The sequence below is a fragment of the Streptomyces sp. NPDC028289 genome, from assembly GCF_055565975.1.
In genome coordinates this window covers 233,522-249,165 of sequence record NZ_JBVHTI010000006.1, presented here as the reverse complement: position 1 = coordinate 249,165, position 15,644 = coordinate 233,522, and the positions used below count along the sequence as shown (strand labels likewise).

14 protein-coding genes are annotated in these 15,644 nt (G+C 72.1%); 4 read left to right on the top strand and 10 right to left on the bottom strand.

Annotated features, from left to right (window positions below; translation table 11 throughout):
• Positions 1–74: 74 nt before the first annotated feature.
• Complete coding sequence (locus ACZ4UV_RS30365; protein ID WP_467842131.1) at positions 75–758, top strand: phosphatase PAP2 family protein; 684 nt, start codon at positions 75–77, stop codon at positions 756–758.
• Between the two features lies 1 nt (position 759).
• Here ACZ4UV_RS30365 and prcB read toward each other — a convergent pair whose 3' ends face one another.
• Together prcB and ACZ4UV_RS30355 are read right to left on the bottom strand one after the other, a co-directional pair.
• Positions 760–1,614: a proteasome subunit beta gene (prcB, locus tag ACZ4UV_RS30360; RefSeq protein ID WP_451018179.1), complete on the bottom strand. Its 855-nt coding sequence runs from the start codon at positions 1,612–1,614 to the stop codon at positions 760–762.
• Between the two features lie 73 nt (positions 1,615–1,687).
• Entirely contained in the window at positions 1,688–2,635 is a 948-nt protein-coding gene (locus ACZ4UV_RS30355) for a lysylphosphatidylglycerol synthase transmembrane domain-containing protein (protein WP_451018178.1), read from the bottom strand.
• Between the two features lie 146 nt (positions 2,636–2,781).
• Here ACZ4UV_RS30355 and ACZ4UV_RS30350 point away from each other — a divergent pair, with 146 nt between their 5' ends.
• Both ACZ4UV_RS30350 and ACZ4UV_RS30345 read left to right on the top strand, forming a co-directional pair.
• The gene (locus ACZ4UV_RS30350) at positions 2,782–3,165 is read left to right on the top strand and encodes a BlaI/MecI/CopY family transcriptional regulator (protein ID WP_294007099.1); all 384 of its coding nucleotides are present in this window, start codon (positions 2,782–2,784) and stop codon (positions 3,163–3,165) included.
• Positions 3,162–4,046 carry a M56 family metallopeptidase gene (locus ACZ4UV_RS30345; RefSeq protein ID WP_451018177.1) on the top strand — a complete coding sequence of 295 codons (885 nt, stop codon included), beginning with the start codon at positions 3,162–3,164 and terminating at the stop codon, positions 4,044–4,046. Before ACZ4UV_RS30350 ends, ACZ4UV_RS30345 begins: the two co-directional genes overlap by 4 nt.
• A 60-nt stretch (positions 4,047–4,106) precedes the next feature.
• Here the strand turns inward: ACZ4UV_RS30345 and ACZ4UV_RS30340 are convergent, their stop codons facing one another.
• Positions 4,107–6,452 (bottom strand): glycoside hydrolase family 65 protein, encoded by a 2,346-nt coding sequence (locus tag ACZ4UV_RS30340; protein ID WP_467842126.1) that lies wholly within the window; start codon positions 6,450–6,452, stop codon positions 4,107–4,109.
• Positions 6,449–7,183, bottom strand: a complete 735-nt coding sequence (locus ACZ4UV_RS30335) for a beta-phosphoglucomutase family hydrolase (protein WP_390035999.1) — start codon at positions 7,181–7,183, stop codon at positions 6,449–6,451. Before ACZ4UV_RS30335 ends, ACZ4UV_RS30340 begins: the two co-directional genes overlap by 4 nt.
• Positions 7,184–7,260: 77 nt before the next feature.
• Here ACZ4UV_RS30335 and ACZ4UV_RS30330 point away from each other — a divergent pair, with 77 nt between their 5' ends.
• Entirely contained in the window at positions 7,261–7,956 is a 696-nt protein-coding gene (locus tag ACZ4UV_RS30330; RefSeq protein ID WP_451018175.1) for a nucleoside/nucleotide kinase family protein, read from the top strand.
• A gap of 49 nt (positions 7,957–8,005) precedes the next feature.
• Here ACZ4UV_RS30330 and ACZ4UV_RS30325 read toward each other — a convergent pair whose 3' ends face one another.
• From ACZ4UV_RS30325 to ACZ4UV_RS30300, 6 genes are all read right to left on the bottom strand, one after another.
• Positions 8,006–8,572 (bottom strand): dihydrofolate reductase family protein, encoded by a 567-nt coding sequence (locus tag ACZ4UV_RS30325; RefSeq protein WP_451018174.1) that lies wholly within the window; start codon positions 8,570–8,572, stop codon positions 8,006–8,008.
• A gap of 82 nt (positions 8,573–8,654) precedes the next feature.
• The gene (locus ACZ4UV_RS30320; RefSeq protein WP_451018173.1) at positions 8,655–10,475 is read right to left on the bottom strand and encodes a hypothetical protein; all 1,821 of its coding nucleotides are present in this window, start codon (positions 10,473–10,475) and stop codon (positions 8,655–8,657) included.
• Positions 10,476–10,540: 65 nt separating this feature from the next.
• Positions 10,541–12,247, bottom strand: coding sequence for a hypothetical protein (locus tag ACZ4UV_RS30315; RefSeq protein ID WP_451018172.1), 1,707 nt, complete (start codon positions 12,245–12,247; stop codon positions 10,541–10,543).
• A 2-nt stretch (positions 12,248–12,249) separates the two neighbouring features.
• Positions 12,250–13,152: a carbohydrate ABC transporter permease gene (locus tag ACZ4UV_RS30310; protein WP_390036009.1), complete on the bottom strand. Its 903-nt coding sequence runs from the start codon at positions 13,150–13,152 to the stop codon at positions 12,250–12,252.
• Positions 13,149–14,063 (bottom strand): carbohydrate ABC transporter permease, encoded by a 915-nt coding sequence (locus ACZ4UV_RS30305; protein WP_390036011.1) that lies wholly within the window; start codon positions 14,061–14,063, stop codon positions 13,149–13,151. Before ACZ4UV_RS30305 ends, ACZ4UV_RS30310 begins: the two co-directional genes overlap by 4 nt.
• A 123-nt stretch (positions 14,064–14,186) precedes the next feature.
• Entirely contained in the window at positions 14,187–15,509 is a 1,323-nt protein-coding gene (locus ACZ4UV_RS30300) for an extracellular solute-binding protein (RefSeq protein WP_451018170.1), read from the bottom strand.
• Between the last annotated feature and the right edge of the window lie 135 nt (positions 15,510–15,644).

Genomic DNA, 15,644 nt, shown 5'->3' with positions numbered 1-15,644 from the left:
GTAGACCGTCTACAGGTTCGTAGTCACCACCCGCCGTTGCACCGCATCGCACCGAAAGGGCCGTCGTCGGCGTCATGGACCGCAAGAGGACCGCGGAGTTCGCGGGGAGTATCGCGTTCGGGGCCTGGGCGGCGTTCGCGGTGCTGGCCCTGGTCGTGACGGGCCGGCATGGCGCCCCGCTCGCCCCGGACCGCACGCTGCTGACCTGGTCCCTCGGTCATCGGACCGAGGTGGCGGTGGCCGTGGCCCGGGGGGTCACCGCCACCGGCACCGGGATCGTGCCGTACGTCCTGGTCGTGGCGGCCGGTCTGGCCGTGGGCCGCACCCGGCGGCAGCGCCTGGTCGCCGCGCTGCTCGGCGCGGGCTGCCTCGCCCTGGGCCAGACGGTACGGCGGGCCGTGATGGAGCTGGTCACCCGGCCCCGGCCGCCGCAGGCCGACTGGCAGTCACCGGCCTCCGGCTGGTCGTTCCCGTCCGGCCACACCACCACCGCCGCGCTCACCGCCGGCCTGGTGATCCTCGCGATCTGGACGAGGGCCTCGCACGGCCGTACGCCGTGGTGTGCGGCCGTCGCCTGCTGGGGGCTCGCCGTGGGGGTCACCCGGGTGTACCTCGGCGTGCACTGGTGCACCGACGTGATCGGCGGCTGGCTCTTCGCGGCCGGCTGGCTCGGGGTCTGCGCGTGCGTGGCGGCCCGGTGGGCTCCGGATGCGGGGACGCCCGACGACCTGCCGGAGAGACCGGTGGCCGCGCCCTGAGTCAGGGCGTGATGCCCGGCCCGTCCGGGCGGGTGCGGCGCTGGTCGACCATCTCCCGGGTCAGGTCCGCCGTCTCGGTCTCCGGCAGCCGATCGAAGCCGTCCTCGGTGATGACCGAGACCAGCGGGAAGATACGGCGGTTGAGGTCGGGGCCGCCGGTCGCCGAGTCGTCGTCGGCCGCGTCGTACAGCGCCTGGAGCGCGGCCAGGGCGGCCTCGCGGCGGGTGAGGCCGGGACGGTACAGCTTCTTCAGGGCGCCCCCGGCGTACGGCGAGCCGCTGCCCTCGGCGTGGAAGGCGCGCTTCTCGTAGAGGCCGCCGGCGACGTCGAAGCTGAAGATGCGGCCGCGCTCCCCCTCCGGCGCCTTGGGGTCGTAACCGGCGAGCAGCGGGACGACGGCGAGGCCCTGCATGGCCTGGCCGAGGTTCTCGCGGATCATCGAGGCGAGCCGGCGGGCCTTGCCGTCGAGGGTCATGGGGATGCCCTCGATCTTCTCGAAGTGGGTCAGCTCGACCTGGTAGAGCTTGACCATGTCGAGGGCGAGCCCGACGGTGCCGGCGAAGGCGACCGCCGTGTGGTCGTCCGCGGGGTGCACCTTCTCCAGGTCGCGCTGGGCGATGAGGTTGCCCATGGTGGCCCGGCGGTCGCCGGCGATGAGTACGCCGTCGCGGTAGGCGAGGGCGAGGACGGTGGTGCCGTGCGGGAAGGCGCCGGGCGCGGCGACCGTGCCGGGCGGCAGCGGGCTGCGGGTGGGCAGCAGTTCGGGCCGGTGGACGGCGAGGAACCGGGCGAAGGACGAGGTCCCCGGCGTGAAGAACTCCTCCCCCAGCCGGCCCTCCGTGTCGTTCGCTGTCATACCGGTCCCCCTCCTGTCGGCCGACGACACCGGACTCCTACCTGATGCGGGCCGCCGGGAAACGCCCGCCCGGTCACAGCGCCCGGCGCCGGACCAGCAACCCGAGCACCAGCAGGCCGGGCAGCAGCGGCAGCCACATGGTCAGCAGCCGGTAGCCGAGCACGGCGGAGGCGGCCGCGGCGGCCGGGGTCCCGGAGGCGGTGAGGGCGAACGCGAGGGCCGCGTCGAGGGAGCCGAGGCCGCCCGGGGTGGGCAGCAGCGCGGCGGCGCCGCTGGCGGCGAGGTAGAGCAGCGCCACCCGGGCCGGGGGCAGCGGCAGTCCGACCGCCCGGGTGACGGCGAAGAGCACCAGCGCGTGCAGCCCGGCGAAGGCCAGCGAGCCGCCCCACAGCGCGGCCGCGCGGGCCGGGCGGGCGTGCAGGGCCCGGATGTCGGCGGCCACCGCGGCCGCCGCGTCCCGGCAGCGGGGCCACACCCGGGCCCGGAGCAGCACCACGCCCAGGGCGGCCGCGGCCGTCACGGCGAGGATCGCGGCCCCGGACACGTGCGGGACGCGCAGCAGCCCAGGGCACGCGGGAGCGAGCACGGCGATCAACGCCAGCCGGACCGCGGCGCCGGAGGCCGCCTTGACCGCGAGGGCCGACGCACCACGGCCCGCCGTGATTCCGCAGCGCATCAGGAACCGCAGGTTCACCGCGCCCGCGCCGAGCCCGGCGGGCAGCACATGGTTGGCGGCCGACGCGGCGAACTGCGCGGCGACCAGCCGCCCGCCGGGCAGCCGGCGCGTGACCGCGCCCTGCTGGGCGAGGGCGGAGGACGCCCAGGTCCCGACCGCCGCCACGGCCGCCACCAGCAGCCACTCCTGGTCGGCGCCGGCGAGCCGGACCGCCCCGTGCGCCACGACCGGCCAGTGCCGCCGGACCAGCCAGCCCGCGCCGAGCAGCAGCACCAGGCAGACACCGCTCTGCCAGTAGAGTCCCCGACGGCCCAGGACGGGCGTGGCATTCACGTTCGGGACCATCGAGGCACCCCCCCCTGTTCCCCTGCGGCGCGCAGGACCCTCCACGGACTCAGGGACAAACACTGACAAATTAACCGGACTTAGCGGCGGAGGCAGCGCGGGTACGTCCATACGAACGGCGGCACTACGCGCTGTAAGGTTGTGCCATGGCTGGCACAGGGTCCCGCGGCAGGACGGAGCGGCGCAGCGCCGGAGAGCTGGAGAGCGAGGTCCTGGCGGCCCTGTGGGCGACCGAACGCCCGTTGACCCCGGCCGAGATCCAGACCGAGATCGGCGGCGGACTCGCGTACAACACCGTGCACACGATCCTGAAGCGACTGTACGACAAGGGCCTGGTGCTGCGGGACGCCGACGGGCGGCGCGGTGCGTACCGGCCGGCGAAGAACGCGGCCGAGCTGACCGCCGAGGCGATGCACGAGGCCCTGGACCGGGGCCCGGACCCGATCGCGGCGCTCCAGCAGTTCGTGTCCGGGCTCAGCCCTGAGGAGGAGCGGGCGCTGCGGAACCTGTTCGCCGGAGGCGGCGCATGAGCTTCGACGTCTACACCCCGCTGCTGGTCTCCCTGCTGCTGCCCCTGGTCAGTCCGGTGATCGGCCGCCGGGTCGCGCCGGCGCTGGCCGCGCGCGTCCTCGCGTCCGCCGCCGTGCTGACCGCCACCGCGGCCACCTGGTCCCTGGTCCTGCTGGCGACGGCCCTGCTCGGCGACGCCCCGCCGGTGGTCCGGGAGGCCCACGAGGACGGACGTCCGCTGGCCGACCCGGTGCCCGAGGTGATCGGCGTCGCCGCGTGCCTGGCGCTGGTCGTGGTGGTCTGGCGGGTGCAGCGGGCGGTGCGCGCCGAGCGGCGCACCCGGCGGGCGCTGCGGCGGCTGTGCGAGGGGCATCCGCGGGACACCGAGCTGGTGGTGGCGGCCTGCGAGGTGCCGCAGGCGTTCGCGATCCCGGGGCGGCCGGGCCGCATCCTGGTCACCTCGGCGATGCTGGGCGCGCTGGCACCGGCGGAGCGGCGGGTGCTGCTGGCCCACGAACGCGCCCACCTGCGCCACCGGCACGGCCGCCTGGTGACGGCGGTGACGCTCGCCGCGGCGGCCAACCCGGCGCTCGGGCCGGTCCGTTCGGCCGTGACCTTCCTGGTGGAGCGGTGGGCGGACGAGCAGGCGGCGACCGAGGTCGGCGACCGCGGCACCACCGCCCGGGCGCTGGCCCGGGCGGCGCTCAGCGCGCGGCCGGGCTGCGCCCTGAACTTCGCCGACCGCGCGGTGACCCGCCGGATCGCTGCGCTGCAGACGGCACCACCGCCTTCGCTGTGGCCGGCCGCCGCGGCCGTCCTCGCGCTCGGCGTCGGAGCCGCCCTGTTCGCCGCCGACGCGACGGGCGATCTGGTACGGCTCCTTTTCAACGCCCTCACGTGAGCGCCCCTTTTGGGGGCGCTGGGGTACCCCCAGCGCCCCCAAAAGAAAGGGCGCTGCAGATCAACTCGGTCGATTAGGTGCCCTGTGCGGCGGCTGGGCCGGTGTCGGGCCCGGCCTGACCGGCGGTACCGCGCGCACCGCGGGGCTGTCCGTGCCGACCGTCACCGGCTCGCCGTGGTGGTGGACGGTGAGCGGTGGACCGTCCAGGAGGGTGTACGTCGCCTTGTCGGCGCCGATCTCCACGCGGAGCCTGCTGCCGCGCAGTTGCAGGCTGAAGGCGAGGCGGCGCAGCCGTTCCGGCAGCCGGGGGGCGAAGCGGGCCCCGTCGTCGTAGTGGCGCAGCCCGCCGAAGCCGGCCACCAGGGCCATCCAGGTGCCGGCGAGGGAGGCGATGTGCAGTCCGTCGCGGGTGTTGTGCTCCAGGTCGTCAAGGTCCATCAGCGCGGCTTCCGCCGTGTAGGCATGGGCGAGCGTGAGGTGCCCGGCCTGGGCGGCGACGACGGCCTGGCAGCAGGCCGAGAGCGAGGAGTCGCGGACGGTCAGCGGCTCGTAGTAGGCGAAGTTCCGGGCGATGTGCTCCTCGTCGAAGTACGCCTCGCAGGTGTACATCGCCAGCACCAGGTCGGCCTGTTTGACGACCTGTTTGCGGTAGAGGTCGAAGTAGGGGAAGTTCAGCAGCAGCGGGTACTGCTCGGGGCGGGTGTTCTCGAAGTCCCAGCGCTGGTAGCGGGTGAACCCGGCGTGCTGTTCGTGGACGCCGAGCTCGTGGTTGTACGGGATGTGCACGGACTCGGCGGCGTCCCGCCAGGCGGCGCTCTCCTCCGCGTCGACGTCCAGTTCCGCCGCCTGCCGCGGGTGGCGTTCGACGGCGTCGGCGGCGGCCAGCAGGTTCGCCCGGGCCATCAGATTGGTGTACGTGTTGTCGTCGGCGACCGCGCTGTACTCGTCGGGGCCGGTGACGCCGTCGATGTGGAAGGCGCCGCGGTTGTCGTGGTGCCCGAGCGAGCGCCACAGGCGGGCGGTCTCCACGAGCAGCTCGACGCCGGTGTCCCGTTCGAAGTCGGTGTCGCCGGTGGCGGCGACGTAGCGGACCACGGCGTCGGCGACGTCGGCGTTGACGTGGAAGGCGGCGGTGCCGGCCGGCCAGTAGGCCGAGCCCTCCGGTCCCGCGATGGTCCGCCAGGGGAACGCGGCCCCGTCCAGACCGAGCTGGGCGGCGCGTTCGCGGGCGGCGGGCAGGGTGTTGTGCCGCCAGCGCAGCGCCTCGGCGACGGCGCCGGGGGCGGTGTGGGTGAGGACGGGCAGCACGAACATCTCGGTGTCCCAGAAGGCGTGCCCGTCGTACCCGGAGCCGGTGAGGCCCTTGGCGGGTATCGCCCGCTGTTCGGCGCGGGCCCCGGCCTGCAGGACGTGGAAGAGGGCGAAGCGGACGGCCTGCTGGACCTCCTCGTCGCCGTCCACCTCCACGTCGGCGCGGGACCAGAAGTCGTCCAGGTAACCGCGCTGCTCGTCGGCGAGTCCCTGCCAGCCCTCGTGGGCGGCGGCCGCGAGCGCCGCGTCCACCTGGTCGGCCATGGCGGGCAGCGAACGCACCCCGGACCAGCCGTGCGCGACGAACTTCTCCACCCGCAGCCGCTGCCCCGGCTCCAGGACGGAGGTGACCGTCAGCCGGGCCACGTCCACGCCGCTCTCGGCGTGCGCCGAGGTCCGCTCGGGACCGGAGACGGTGTGGTCGGCGGCGACCGCGACCCGCAGTCCGCTGCGCCGGGTGCGGTGGACCAGGCGCAGCCGGTGGCCGGAGGCGAAGTCGTCCTCCTGCTCCAGCGGCGACTGCAGCGCGAGCGCGGCACGGGGATCGCCGTTCGACTCGGGCAGTTGCTCGTTGGCGACCAGCTCGGACTGGACCACGATCCGGCAGCGGCGGTCGACGGCCTCCACCTCGTAGGCGACGGCGGCGATCGCCCGCTGGGTCAGCGACACCAGCCGGGTGGAGCGCACCCGCACGGTGGACCCGGCCGGCGAGGTCCACTCGCAGGTCCGCTCCAGGACGCCCCGGCGCAGGTCCAGCACCCGCTCGTGGGCGACGAGCCGGCCGTAGCGCAGGTCGAAGGGCTCGTCGTCGACCAGGAGCCGCAGGATCTTGCCGTTGGTGATGTTGATGACGGTCTGCCCGGACTCCGGGTAGCCGTAGCCGGCCTCGGCGTACGGCAGCGGGTGTACTTCGTGCACGCCGTTGAGGTAGCTGCCCGGCAGGCCGTGCGGTTCGCCCTCGTCGAGGTTGCCGCGCCAGCCCACATGCCCGTTGGACAGCGCGAACACCGACTCGCTCTGTGCGAGCACGTCCAGGTTGAGCGCGGTCTCGCGGACCGTCCAGGGTTCGACGGCGTACGCCCGTTGGGTGATCACTCCTTGCCTCCCAGCTCCGCGAGGTCCTTGACGACCGTGTCCGCGCCGTGTGCGTACAGGGCGTCCGTCTGCCCGACGCGGTCCACGCCGACGACGTACCCGAAACGGCCCGCCCGGCCCGCGTCCATGCCCGCCAGGGCGTCCTCGAAGACCGCGGCAGCTGCTGGTTCGACCCCCAGGTCGTGGGCGGCGGCCAGGAAGGTGTCCGGGTGCGGCTTGCCGGGCAGACGGCGCTCGGCGGCCACGACGCCGTCGATGCGGACGTCGAAGAAGTGCTCGGCACCGATCGAGCGCAGTACGTCACGGCAGTTGGCGCTGGAGGAGACGATCGCGGTGCGCAGCCCGTGCGCGCGGACCGCCTCCAGATAGCGCAGGGTGCCGTCGTAGGCCTCGACCCCCTGGGTGCGGATCTTCTCCAGCAGCAGTTCGTTCTTGCGGTTGCCGAGGCCGTGCACGGTCGGGGCGTCCGGGGGGTCGTCCGGGGTGCCCTCGGGCAGGTGGATGCCGCGGGAGTCGAGGAAGGCGCGGACCCCGTCGGCGCGGGGGCGTCCGTCGACGTACTCGTCGTAGTCGGCGACCTCGTCGAAGGGCCGCTGTCCGTCGTGGCCGCGCAGGAAGGCGTCGAAGGTCTCCTTCCAGGCCGCCGCGTGCACGACGGCCGTCTTGGTGACGACCCCGTCGAGGTCGAAGAGACAGGCCTGGATGGTGTCGGGCAGACCGAGTGCAGTCATGTCCCGCATCTTCCCCACCGGACGGGTTCGAGGGGGTGGCGCCCGCCACATTCCTGGCCGGGTGCCACACTTTTTGCGTGCCGCTGACTTTCGACGACCTCCTCGACCGCGCCCGTTCACTGGCCGGACGGGCTCCGCGCGCGATCCTCGGCATCGCGGGCAGCCCCGGTGCCGGCAAGACGACCCTCGCCGAGCATCTGGTGCGGGAGCTGAACGGCCCCGGCGAGCCGTGGGCCGCGCACGTGCCGATGGACGGTTTCCACCTGGCCGACGTCGAGCTGGACCGGCTGGGCCTCAGGGACCGCAAGGGGGCGCCCGCGACCTTCGACGCGGCCGGATACGCGGCGCTGCTGCGGCGGTTGCGCGAGGAGACGGACGTCGTGGTGTACGCGCCGGGCTTCGAGCGGGTCCTGGAGCAGCCGATCGCGGGGGCGATCCCCGTCCTGCCGACCGCCCGGCTGGTGGTGACGGAGGGCAACTACCTGCTGCTGGCGGACGGTTCGTGGGCGCGGGTGCGGCCGGCCATGGACGAGGTGTGGTTCTGCGAGATCGACGAGGGCGAGCGGGTACGGCGGCTGGTCGCCCGGCACGAGAAGTTCGGCAAGGGGCACGAGCAGGCGGTGGCCTGGGTGGCGGGCACCGACCAGCTCAACGCCGACCTGGTCGCGGCCACCCGGGACCGGGCGGACCTGGTGGTCCCGGAGACGGCGCTGCCCGTGCGGAAGACGTCGCGGGCCGCTGTCGATCCGGCCGCCTCCCGTGCGACGTCATGATGTGCGGCATCCCGCCGCACGAGCCGTTCTTGGTGGCCGCCGCCTCCGCCTAGCGCACCACGCGGTGGCGGAGGTGGACGACGCCCGAGTCGAAGGTGCGGGTCTCGACGCGTTCGAGATCCACGCGGCGCTCGTGGCGGGGGAAGTACGGAATGCCGCCGCCGACCAGCACCGGGTAGACCATGGTCCGGTACTCGTCGATCAGACCGTGTTCGGCCGCCTCGGCGGCGAGTGTCGCGCCGCCGATCGCGATGGCGCCCTCTCCCGGCTCGGCCCGCAACCGCTCGATCTCCTCCGCCACGCTGCCGGAGGCCGGCCGGGCGGCCTGGCCCTGCACCTCCGACAAGGTGGTGGAGAACACGACCTTCGGGAGCGGCTTCCAGAGCGCGGTCCATTCGCGTTCGGCGGCGTCGAGCGCGGGGTCCTGGTCGGCGGTCTCCCAGTACAGCATCGTCTCGTAGAGACGCCGTCCCATCAGGTGGACGTCGACCTCCCGGATCTCGTCGATCCAGAAGCGGAAGACCTCCTTGTCGGGCGCCGTCCAGTCGAACGTGCCGTCCGGCCCGACGATGTAGCCGTCGAGTGACATGCTCATCGAATAGGTCACGCTGCGCATCGGGAGTCCTCCTGCTCGGGAACGGGTTCGACAGTACGACCGCCGGAGACCGCAGAACTCATCGACGCGCGCGGGACGGCCCCTAGCAGGCGGTCAGGACCAGTTCGGGCACCCCGTGGGCGTCCTCGGCCCCGATGGCGGCCGTGAACTCCTCGGTGTGCACGGTCAGATCGCCTTCGAAGGACGGAGTGAAGCGGTCCCCGCCGGGTCCGTACCGTACGGCGAACACGTGCAGGTGCTCCGGTGCGCCCGGCGCCGGGTCGGCCTCGTAGGCGGTGCTGGAGACCAGGTGGCGCCAGCCCTCGTCCGGGTTGCCGTAGCCGCGCGGATCGGCGGCGAGCGCGAACGCGGCCTGCTCCTGGGTGAGTTCGGCGCGGGCGTCGAAGTGGTCGGGACCCTGCGGCGCGGGATGCGTGAGCCGCAGCGCGCCCGCCGAGGCGACCCGGCCCTCGGCGACCCGGCGTACCCGGTCGCCGTCGTCCACCGCGTAGGGCAGCCCGGACAGCAGGTACGGCGTCCCGTCGAAGCGCTCCACGGCCACCGTCACCCACAGGCTGGTGCCGTCCGTGACGTAGAGCGAGCGCACATGGCGCAGCACATGGTCGCGCCCCACGACCGGCTTGCTGACCAGCTTGGCGGTCAGGCCGTCGGCGTGGACGTCCCGGACCCGGATCTCGCCCATGGGCCGGCAGTACAGGAAGCCGTCCAGGACGGGGCCGAAGCCGTGCTGCCGGTTCACCGCGGCCGGGAGGTAGTAGATGCCGGCCGCCTCGATCAGGGCCGGGGTCATGCGGTGGTCGAATGCCACCGAGACCGATCCGGCGCGGAGTTGGTGGCGGGCGGGGACCGTCGACGGTTCACGGTGCCAGGGGGTGGTGTCCTGGATCTGCCAGACCAGCATCCAGGCGAAGTGCCCGTCGACCCCGCCGTCCGGCTTGACCGCGTGCCGGCCCCAGTTGGTGTCGCCCCGGTAGCGGCCCAGGTCGGAGCCGATCCGAGCCCCGAAGTAGCGCAGGCCGAACACCGACTCGAAGGCGGAGTGCTGTTCGCTGTAGCGGGGGCCGCCGTTGTCGAAGCCGCCGTTGGGCAGCCGTGCGTCGATGTACCGGGCGAGCGCGTCACCGTCCTCGGCGAACATCTCCGCCCCGCTGACCCGGTGGGCCTGGGCGAGGAAGGACAGGGAGATCGGGCCGTAGTTGTTGTCGTAGGCGCCGCCGTGCTCGGGCGGGAGCAGGGCACCCCGGTCGAGGACCCGGTGGGCCCGGATCTTCTCGGCGTACAGGGCCAGCGCCCGCTCGCGGAGCGGCGCCGCCTCCTCCGGCGGCAGATGGCGCGCCAGCATCAGCCCGCCGACCACGCATCCGATCGCCTGGTTGCCGGCCTCCTGCGGGTTGAAGAAGGTGGCCTCGGTCAGCCAGCGCCAGTAGCCGCGGCTCACCTCGATGAGCTCCGCGCGCTGTTCGTCGTCGACCAGGCCGTCCGCGAGGTCGAGGATGTTCACGGCCTGGAGCAGCGCCCACACCGTGCTGGGCCAGTCCCCGATCGGATGCGCGCCCGCCTCAAGGACGTAACGGGCGTACGGCAGACCGGAGTCGCGGACCGTGAGGTTCGGGTAGCCGGGGTTGTCCTCGGTGTAGACCCGTTCGCGCAGGTGGAAGGCGAGGCTGCGGCGCACCGCCTCGGGCAGTCGCGGGTCCTTGGACCGCTGCCAGGCCAGCGCCAGCAGGGAGGTGACGCCGAGGGAGGTGTCGCCGATGTCGTCGTCCGCGTCGGGGTGTTCGAGGTTGCCCTCGGGGGTGAGGCGGGCCAGGGCCTGTTCGACGACGTCCGCGAGGACCGCGTCGTACGCCTCGGGGGTGGACGGCAGGTCGTGCAGCGGGCCGAGCTGGCGCGGCAGGTGCATCGGGGGAGGTCAGCCCTTCGTTACGGAGGTGGCCGTGGCGTGGGGGGTCAGGGTCGGACGGCGGGTCAGGGACGCCGGGCGCGCAGGGTGACGGTCAGTGTCTGCGGGCCGTTCCCACCGAGGTAGACGCGGTTCCCGGTCGTCGCGTCGGTGCCGCCCACCACAGTGTGGTCCTGGCCCGGGTCGTAGCGCAGTACATCGCTCCGGTCCGGACCGGCGAGCGGCTCGCCCGCCTCGACGGCGGCCTCGACCCGGATCTCGTCGGCACCGGCCCGGTAGGTCATCGGCCCGGTCGTCAGGCACCAGCGTCCGTCACCGATCGGTACGGCGCCCTCCGGCACGCCCCCCGGCCGGAAAGTCAGTTCGAGGGCCCAGGGCACCCGTGGTCCGCTGATGTCGATCCGCAGGTCGGCACCGTCGTCCCGCAGCTCCGCTTCGACGCGGGTCGTGTGGGAGACCTCGTCCCGAGGCCGGTCCGGGAAGGCCATGGCGGCCGAGAAGCGTCCCTCGTCCGCCACGCGGTAGGCGCCGTCGTCCCGTCGCCGGTCCGGCGGGAGCGGCTGGTAGTAGGCGGCCGTCAGGGTCTCGGTGAGCCGGTACCGGTTGCCGGCGAGCTGTTCCATTCCGGCGGCGCGGAACGGGCCCAGGTCGAAGAATCCCCGGGACAGCCGGACCGCGTCGAGGACGGCGTCGCCGGCGAACAGGCGCAGGAAGGTGGGGTTGCAGGCGAGGCCGGAGCGGATGCGCCGGTGCTCGGGCACGTCGGAGCCGCCGTACAGGACGCTGTGCGCGGTGGCGGAGGCGCGTGAGGCAAGGCGTGCCGTGGTGAGGTACCGGTCGCGGGGCAGGGGTTCCGGCGCCGGGGCCGGCAGCGCGCGGCACAGGTCGGGGGTGAGGAGGGTCTCGGCGAGCAGGCCGGGGTCATCGACCCCGCCGGCCGCTGCCCGGCGCGCCGCCCGGGCGAAGTCGCCCCGGCCGGTGCGGATCGCGAGCAGCCGGTAGTGCGGCAGGTAGGACGCCAGAGGGAACGGGTGCTTCTGGTCCTGCCGTCGCGAGTGGACGGTCTCCACCGTGCCGTCCGGCCTGATGAGGTCCAGGGTCGCGGTGAGGTTGCGTTCGACGGCGTCCCGCAGGTCATCGCGGCCGAGGACGTCGGCCAGGAGCAGCAGCGACGGGTTGGACACGTGGGACGCGTAGACGGCGCTGCGCTCCGAGTACAGGCCCTCCGCGTCGATGTCGACGCCCTCGGCGAGCCACGCGTCGATGCGGTCGAGCAGCCGGCCGTCCGGGAACGAGCGGTGCAGCCGGGCCAGCGCCGCGCAGAGCTCCCAGCGGTGGTTGGGGGTGTGCACCCCGCCGGTCAGGAGAGCGGCAAAGGCGGCGCCGGCGATCTCGGCGAGCGCGGCCGTGACGTCGCGCAGTTCCGGTCCCGCGCCCGCGGCGAGGACGTGTGCGTCGCAGACGTCGTTGACGGTGAACGCGGAGTCCGGCGGTGACTGCACGTTGTCGCCGCCGGCGAAGAGGCCGGTGGCGGTCTGTGCGGCCAGCAGGGCGCGGAGGTGGGTCGTCGCGGCGGCGACGACCTGCCCGCTCCCGTGCAGGGCCGACTCCGGGGACCGGTACGCAGCGACCAGGGTCTTCACCCGGCGGGCCAGGACGCGGTGGGTCACACCGGCTGGTTCCTCCCCGGGGCCGGCCGCCAGCGGGGCGGCCGACCGGTCGGCGGCGCCGGCCACCGCGCGGAGGAACTCGTGGTCGAGCGGGGTGGGCACGGTCAGTCCTTCAGTCCGGCGTTGATGTCGGCGCTCATGACGTACCGCTGGAACACCAGGAAGACGAGGATCAGCGGAATCATGGAGATGACCGATCCGCCCAGCAGCACCGACCAGTTGATGTTCTGCGCCCCGACGAGACTCTGGATGCCGATCTGCACGGTGAACTTGTTGGGGTCGTTGAGCATCAGCAGCGGCCAGATGTAGTCGTTCCACCGCCACTGGAAGGACAGGATGGCGAGGGTCAGCATGATGGGCCGGGAGATCGGCACCATGATCCGCAGGAAGATCGACAGCTCACGCGCGCCGTCGATGCGGGCGGCCTCGACGAGTTCGTCGGGGACCGTCAGGAAGAACTGGCGGAACATGAAGCATCCGGTCGCGGTGAGCACGGCCGGGAGGATGATGCCGCCGAAGGTGTTGTAGAGGCCGAGGTCGCGGACGACCAGGAACTCCGGGGCGAGCATGACCTCGGACGGCAGCATCGTGGTGGCCAGGATGCAGATGAAGAAGGCCTTGAGCCATTTGTTGTCGTACTTGGCCAGCGCGTACCCGGTGCAGCAGCTGACCCCCACGGTGAGGATCGTCGTGATCACGCACACGATGGCCGTGTTGATGAAGTACTGGGAGAAGTTGGCGCTGTCCCAGGCCGCCTTGTAACCCGAGAGGGTGGGGTGGTGCGGAAGCACCGTCAGCGGAAGGGAGAAGAGGTCTCCCGCCGGCTTGAAGGAGCTGAGGACGAACCACAGCACCGGCAGCCCGTAGAGGGCGGCCAGGATCCACAGCAGTGTCGTCGCGGGTACCGCGCGCCGGAGCCCGCCGTCGCGCCCGCCGCGGGGCCGCTTCCTGGAAAGGGCCTTCGCGGAACCGGCGTCGACCGGACGCGGCGTGTCTGTGGTGGTCATCGGTTCTCCATCCGCCGGTTGGCGATCAGCTGGACGATCGCGACGGCCATCAGGATGAGCATGAGCACGAACGACGCGGCGCTCGCGTAGCCGATCTGGCCCCGGTTGAATCCGGTCTGGTAGATGTATTGGACAAGCAGATTGTTCGACGTACCCGGTCCGCCGTTGTTGAGGGAGACGAACAGCGGGTATTCCTTCATCGCGTTGATCGTGTTGAGGAGGATGACGATGAACGACGTCGGCGCGATGCTCGGCAGCGTGATGCTGATGAACTGGCGCCAGGGGCCCGCGCCGTCGAGCGAGGCCGCCTCGTAGTACGAGGTGGGCACGTTCTTGATCGCCGCGATGAACAGCAGCATCGAGAAGGCCGTTCCCCACCAGGCGCCCGCCATCACGACCACGCCCAGGGACAGGTCCGCGTTCGACTGCCACGCGATCGCGTGCCCGCCGAGCTTCTCGATGACGTAGTTGATCAGTCCGAAGTTCTCGCCGAACAGCCACCGCCACAGGACACCGACGACGATGGGCGAGATGAGCCACGGGATGAAGAAGACGACACGGGCGATCGACGCGCCCTTGGCCTGCTTGCTCACCACCAGGTTGGCGATGAGGAGCGAGAGCACGAAGTTCAGCGGCACGACCAGCACGGTGTACAGCAGCGTCCGGAACAGCGCGTCGTAGAAGGTGGAGTCGCCGAACAGGTTCGTGTAGTTGTCCAGTCCGACGAACTGGAACGCCCCCACACCCGTGTAGTTCGTGAAGGAGTAGACGAGCCCGATCACCGCAGGCCACACGAAGAACAGTGCGAAGAGCACGACGTTCGCCGCGATGAGGACGAGCGGCGCGAGGGTGTACTTGCTGCGGCGTCGCCTGGGCGGGCTCCCGGACACGTCCGAGGCGCGTTTTGTCATCTTCCTGACTCCGTGCTGTGGGGATGGATTGCGGTGGGCTCACGGCATGAGCCCGGCGTCACGTGGAGGACCAGGGCGGGGCGGCGGGGGCTCGAACCCGCCGCCCGGCCCTGGGGCCTGCGATCAGCCGCCGACCTGCTGGTTGTAGCCGGCCACGATGTTCTCCAGGGCCTTGTCGGCCGACTGCTGGCCGTTGATCGCCTTGCCGAGCTCCGTCTTGGTCGGGTCCTCGGTGAGGCTCTTGCCCTTCAGCACCCACGCCGTCTGGGCGTTGTTGAAGTAGCCCGAGATCGGGGCGTAGAGCGGGATCTCCTCGTTGTACAGCTTGAAGGCCGCCTGCGCCGCGTCCGAGGTGAAGGGGTACTTCGGGCTCAGACCGCTCTCGACCGGGAGGAAGCCGGAGGTCTCGACCAGCTCGGTGTACTGCTTCGGGTCGTACACCCAGGACATGAACTTCTTCGCGGCGGTGGCGGCGGCGCCGTTGTTGTTGAAGCCCACCATCATGCCGCCGCTGTTGACGTCACTGGCCTGCACCGGCTGGGCGGGGGTCGGGACGCTCGCCCAGTCGAACTTCTTGATGCTGTCCGCGAAGGAGGCGACCTGCCACACGCCGGACCAGTAGGCGACCACGTCACCGCTCTGGAACATGGCGGACGGGTCGGCGCCGCTGGTCCACACCGACTTCGGCATGGTCTTGTCGTCGTTCCATCCGACGAAGGTGTTCACGGCCTTCTTGGTCGCGGCGTCCACCGAGAACTTGCCGGAGGAATCCGCGTGGACGTACTTGCCGCCCATCTCGTAGACCATGGCGCGCAGCCGGGACGGAGACTGGTCGAAGGTCAGGGAGTACTTGGCGCCGGTCTTCTCGCGGACCTTGTTGGCCGCGGCGATGAACTCGGTCCAGGTCCAGGTGTCCGACGGCGAGGCCGGGACGGCGACGCCGGCCTTCTTGAACAGCGTCTTGTTGATGAACAGGCCGGACGCGGTGACGTCCGAGGGGATGGACAGCACCTTGCCGGACGAGTCCTTGGCGAGGAAGTTGCCGTTGATGTTGTAGCTCTTGTCGTTGGCGATGGAGCTGAGGTCGATCAGCTTGTTCGACCAGATCGGGTCCAGCGCCGGCACGTCCGCGACGTCGGGCAGGGAGTTCGCCTGCGCGGCGTTGTGCAGCTTCGTCGTGTAGCCGTCGTAGGGGATGTTGACGAGCTTGACGTTGACGCCGGTTTCCTTCTTGTACTGCGCCACCAGCTTCTTCCAGCCCGCGTCCTGCCCCGGAACCGTGGAGATCCAGAACGTCAGCGACTTGGAGGTCCCGCCGGAGCCGGAGCCCGAGCCGCAGGCGGAGAGCAGCAGGGCTCCTGCCGCGGTCGCGGCAGCGAGGGGAACAAGGCGGCGCATACCGCCGCGGCCGAGTCGGCTGGAACGCCGCACACCCACAGTGGTCATCTTCGATCCCATTTCTTCGGAGGGACTGAGCACGGCGCCGGCTGAGGCGGCACGGGTGCATTTTGAAGGAAAAGTCGCTTTCCGGGGGGCGCGGCCTCGCCCGGCCGCATCGTCCACGCGGGGCGAGATCCCCGG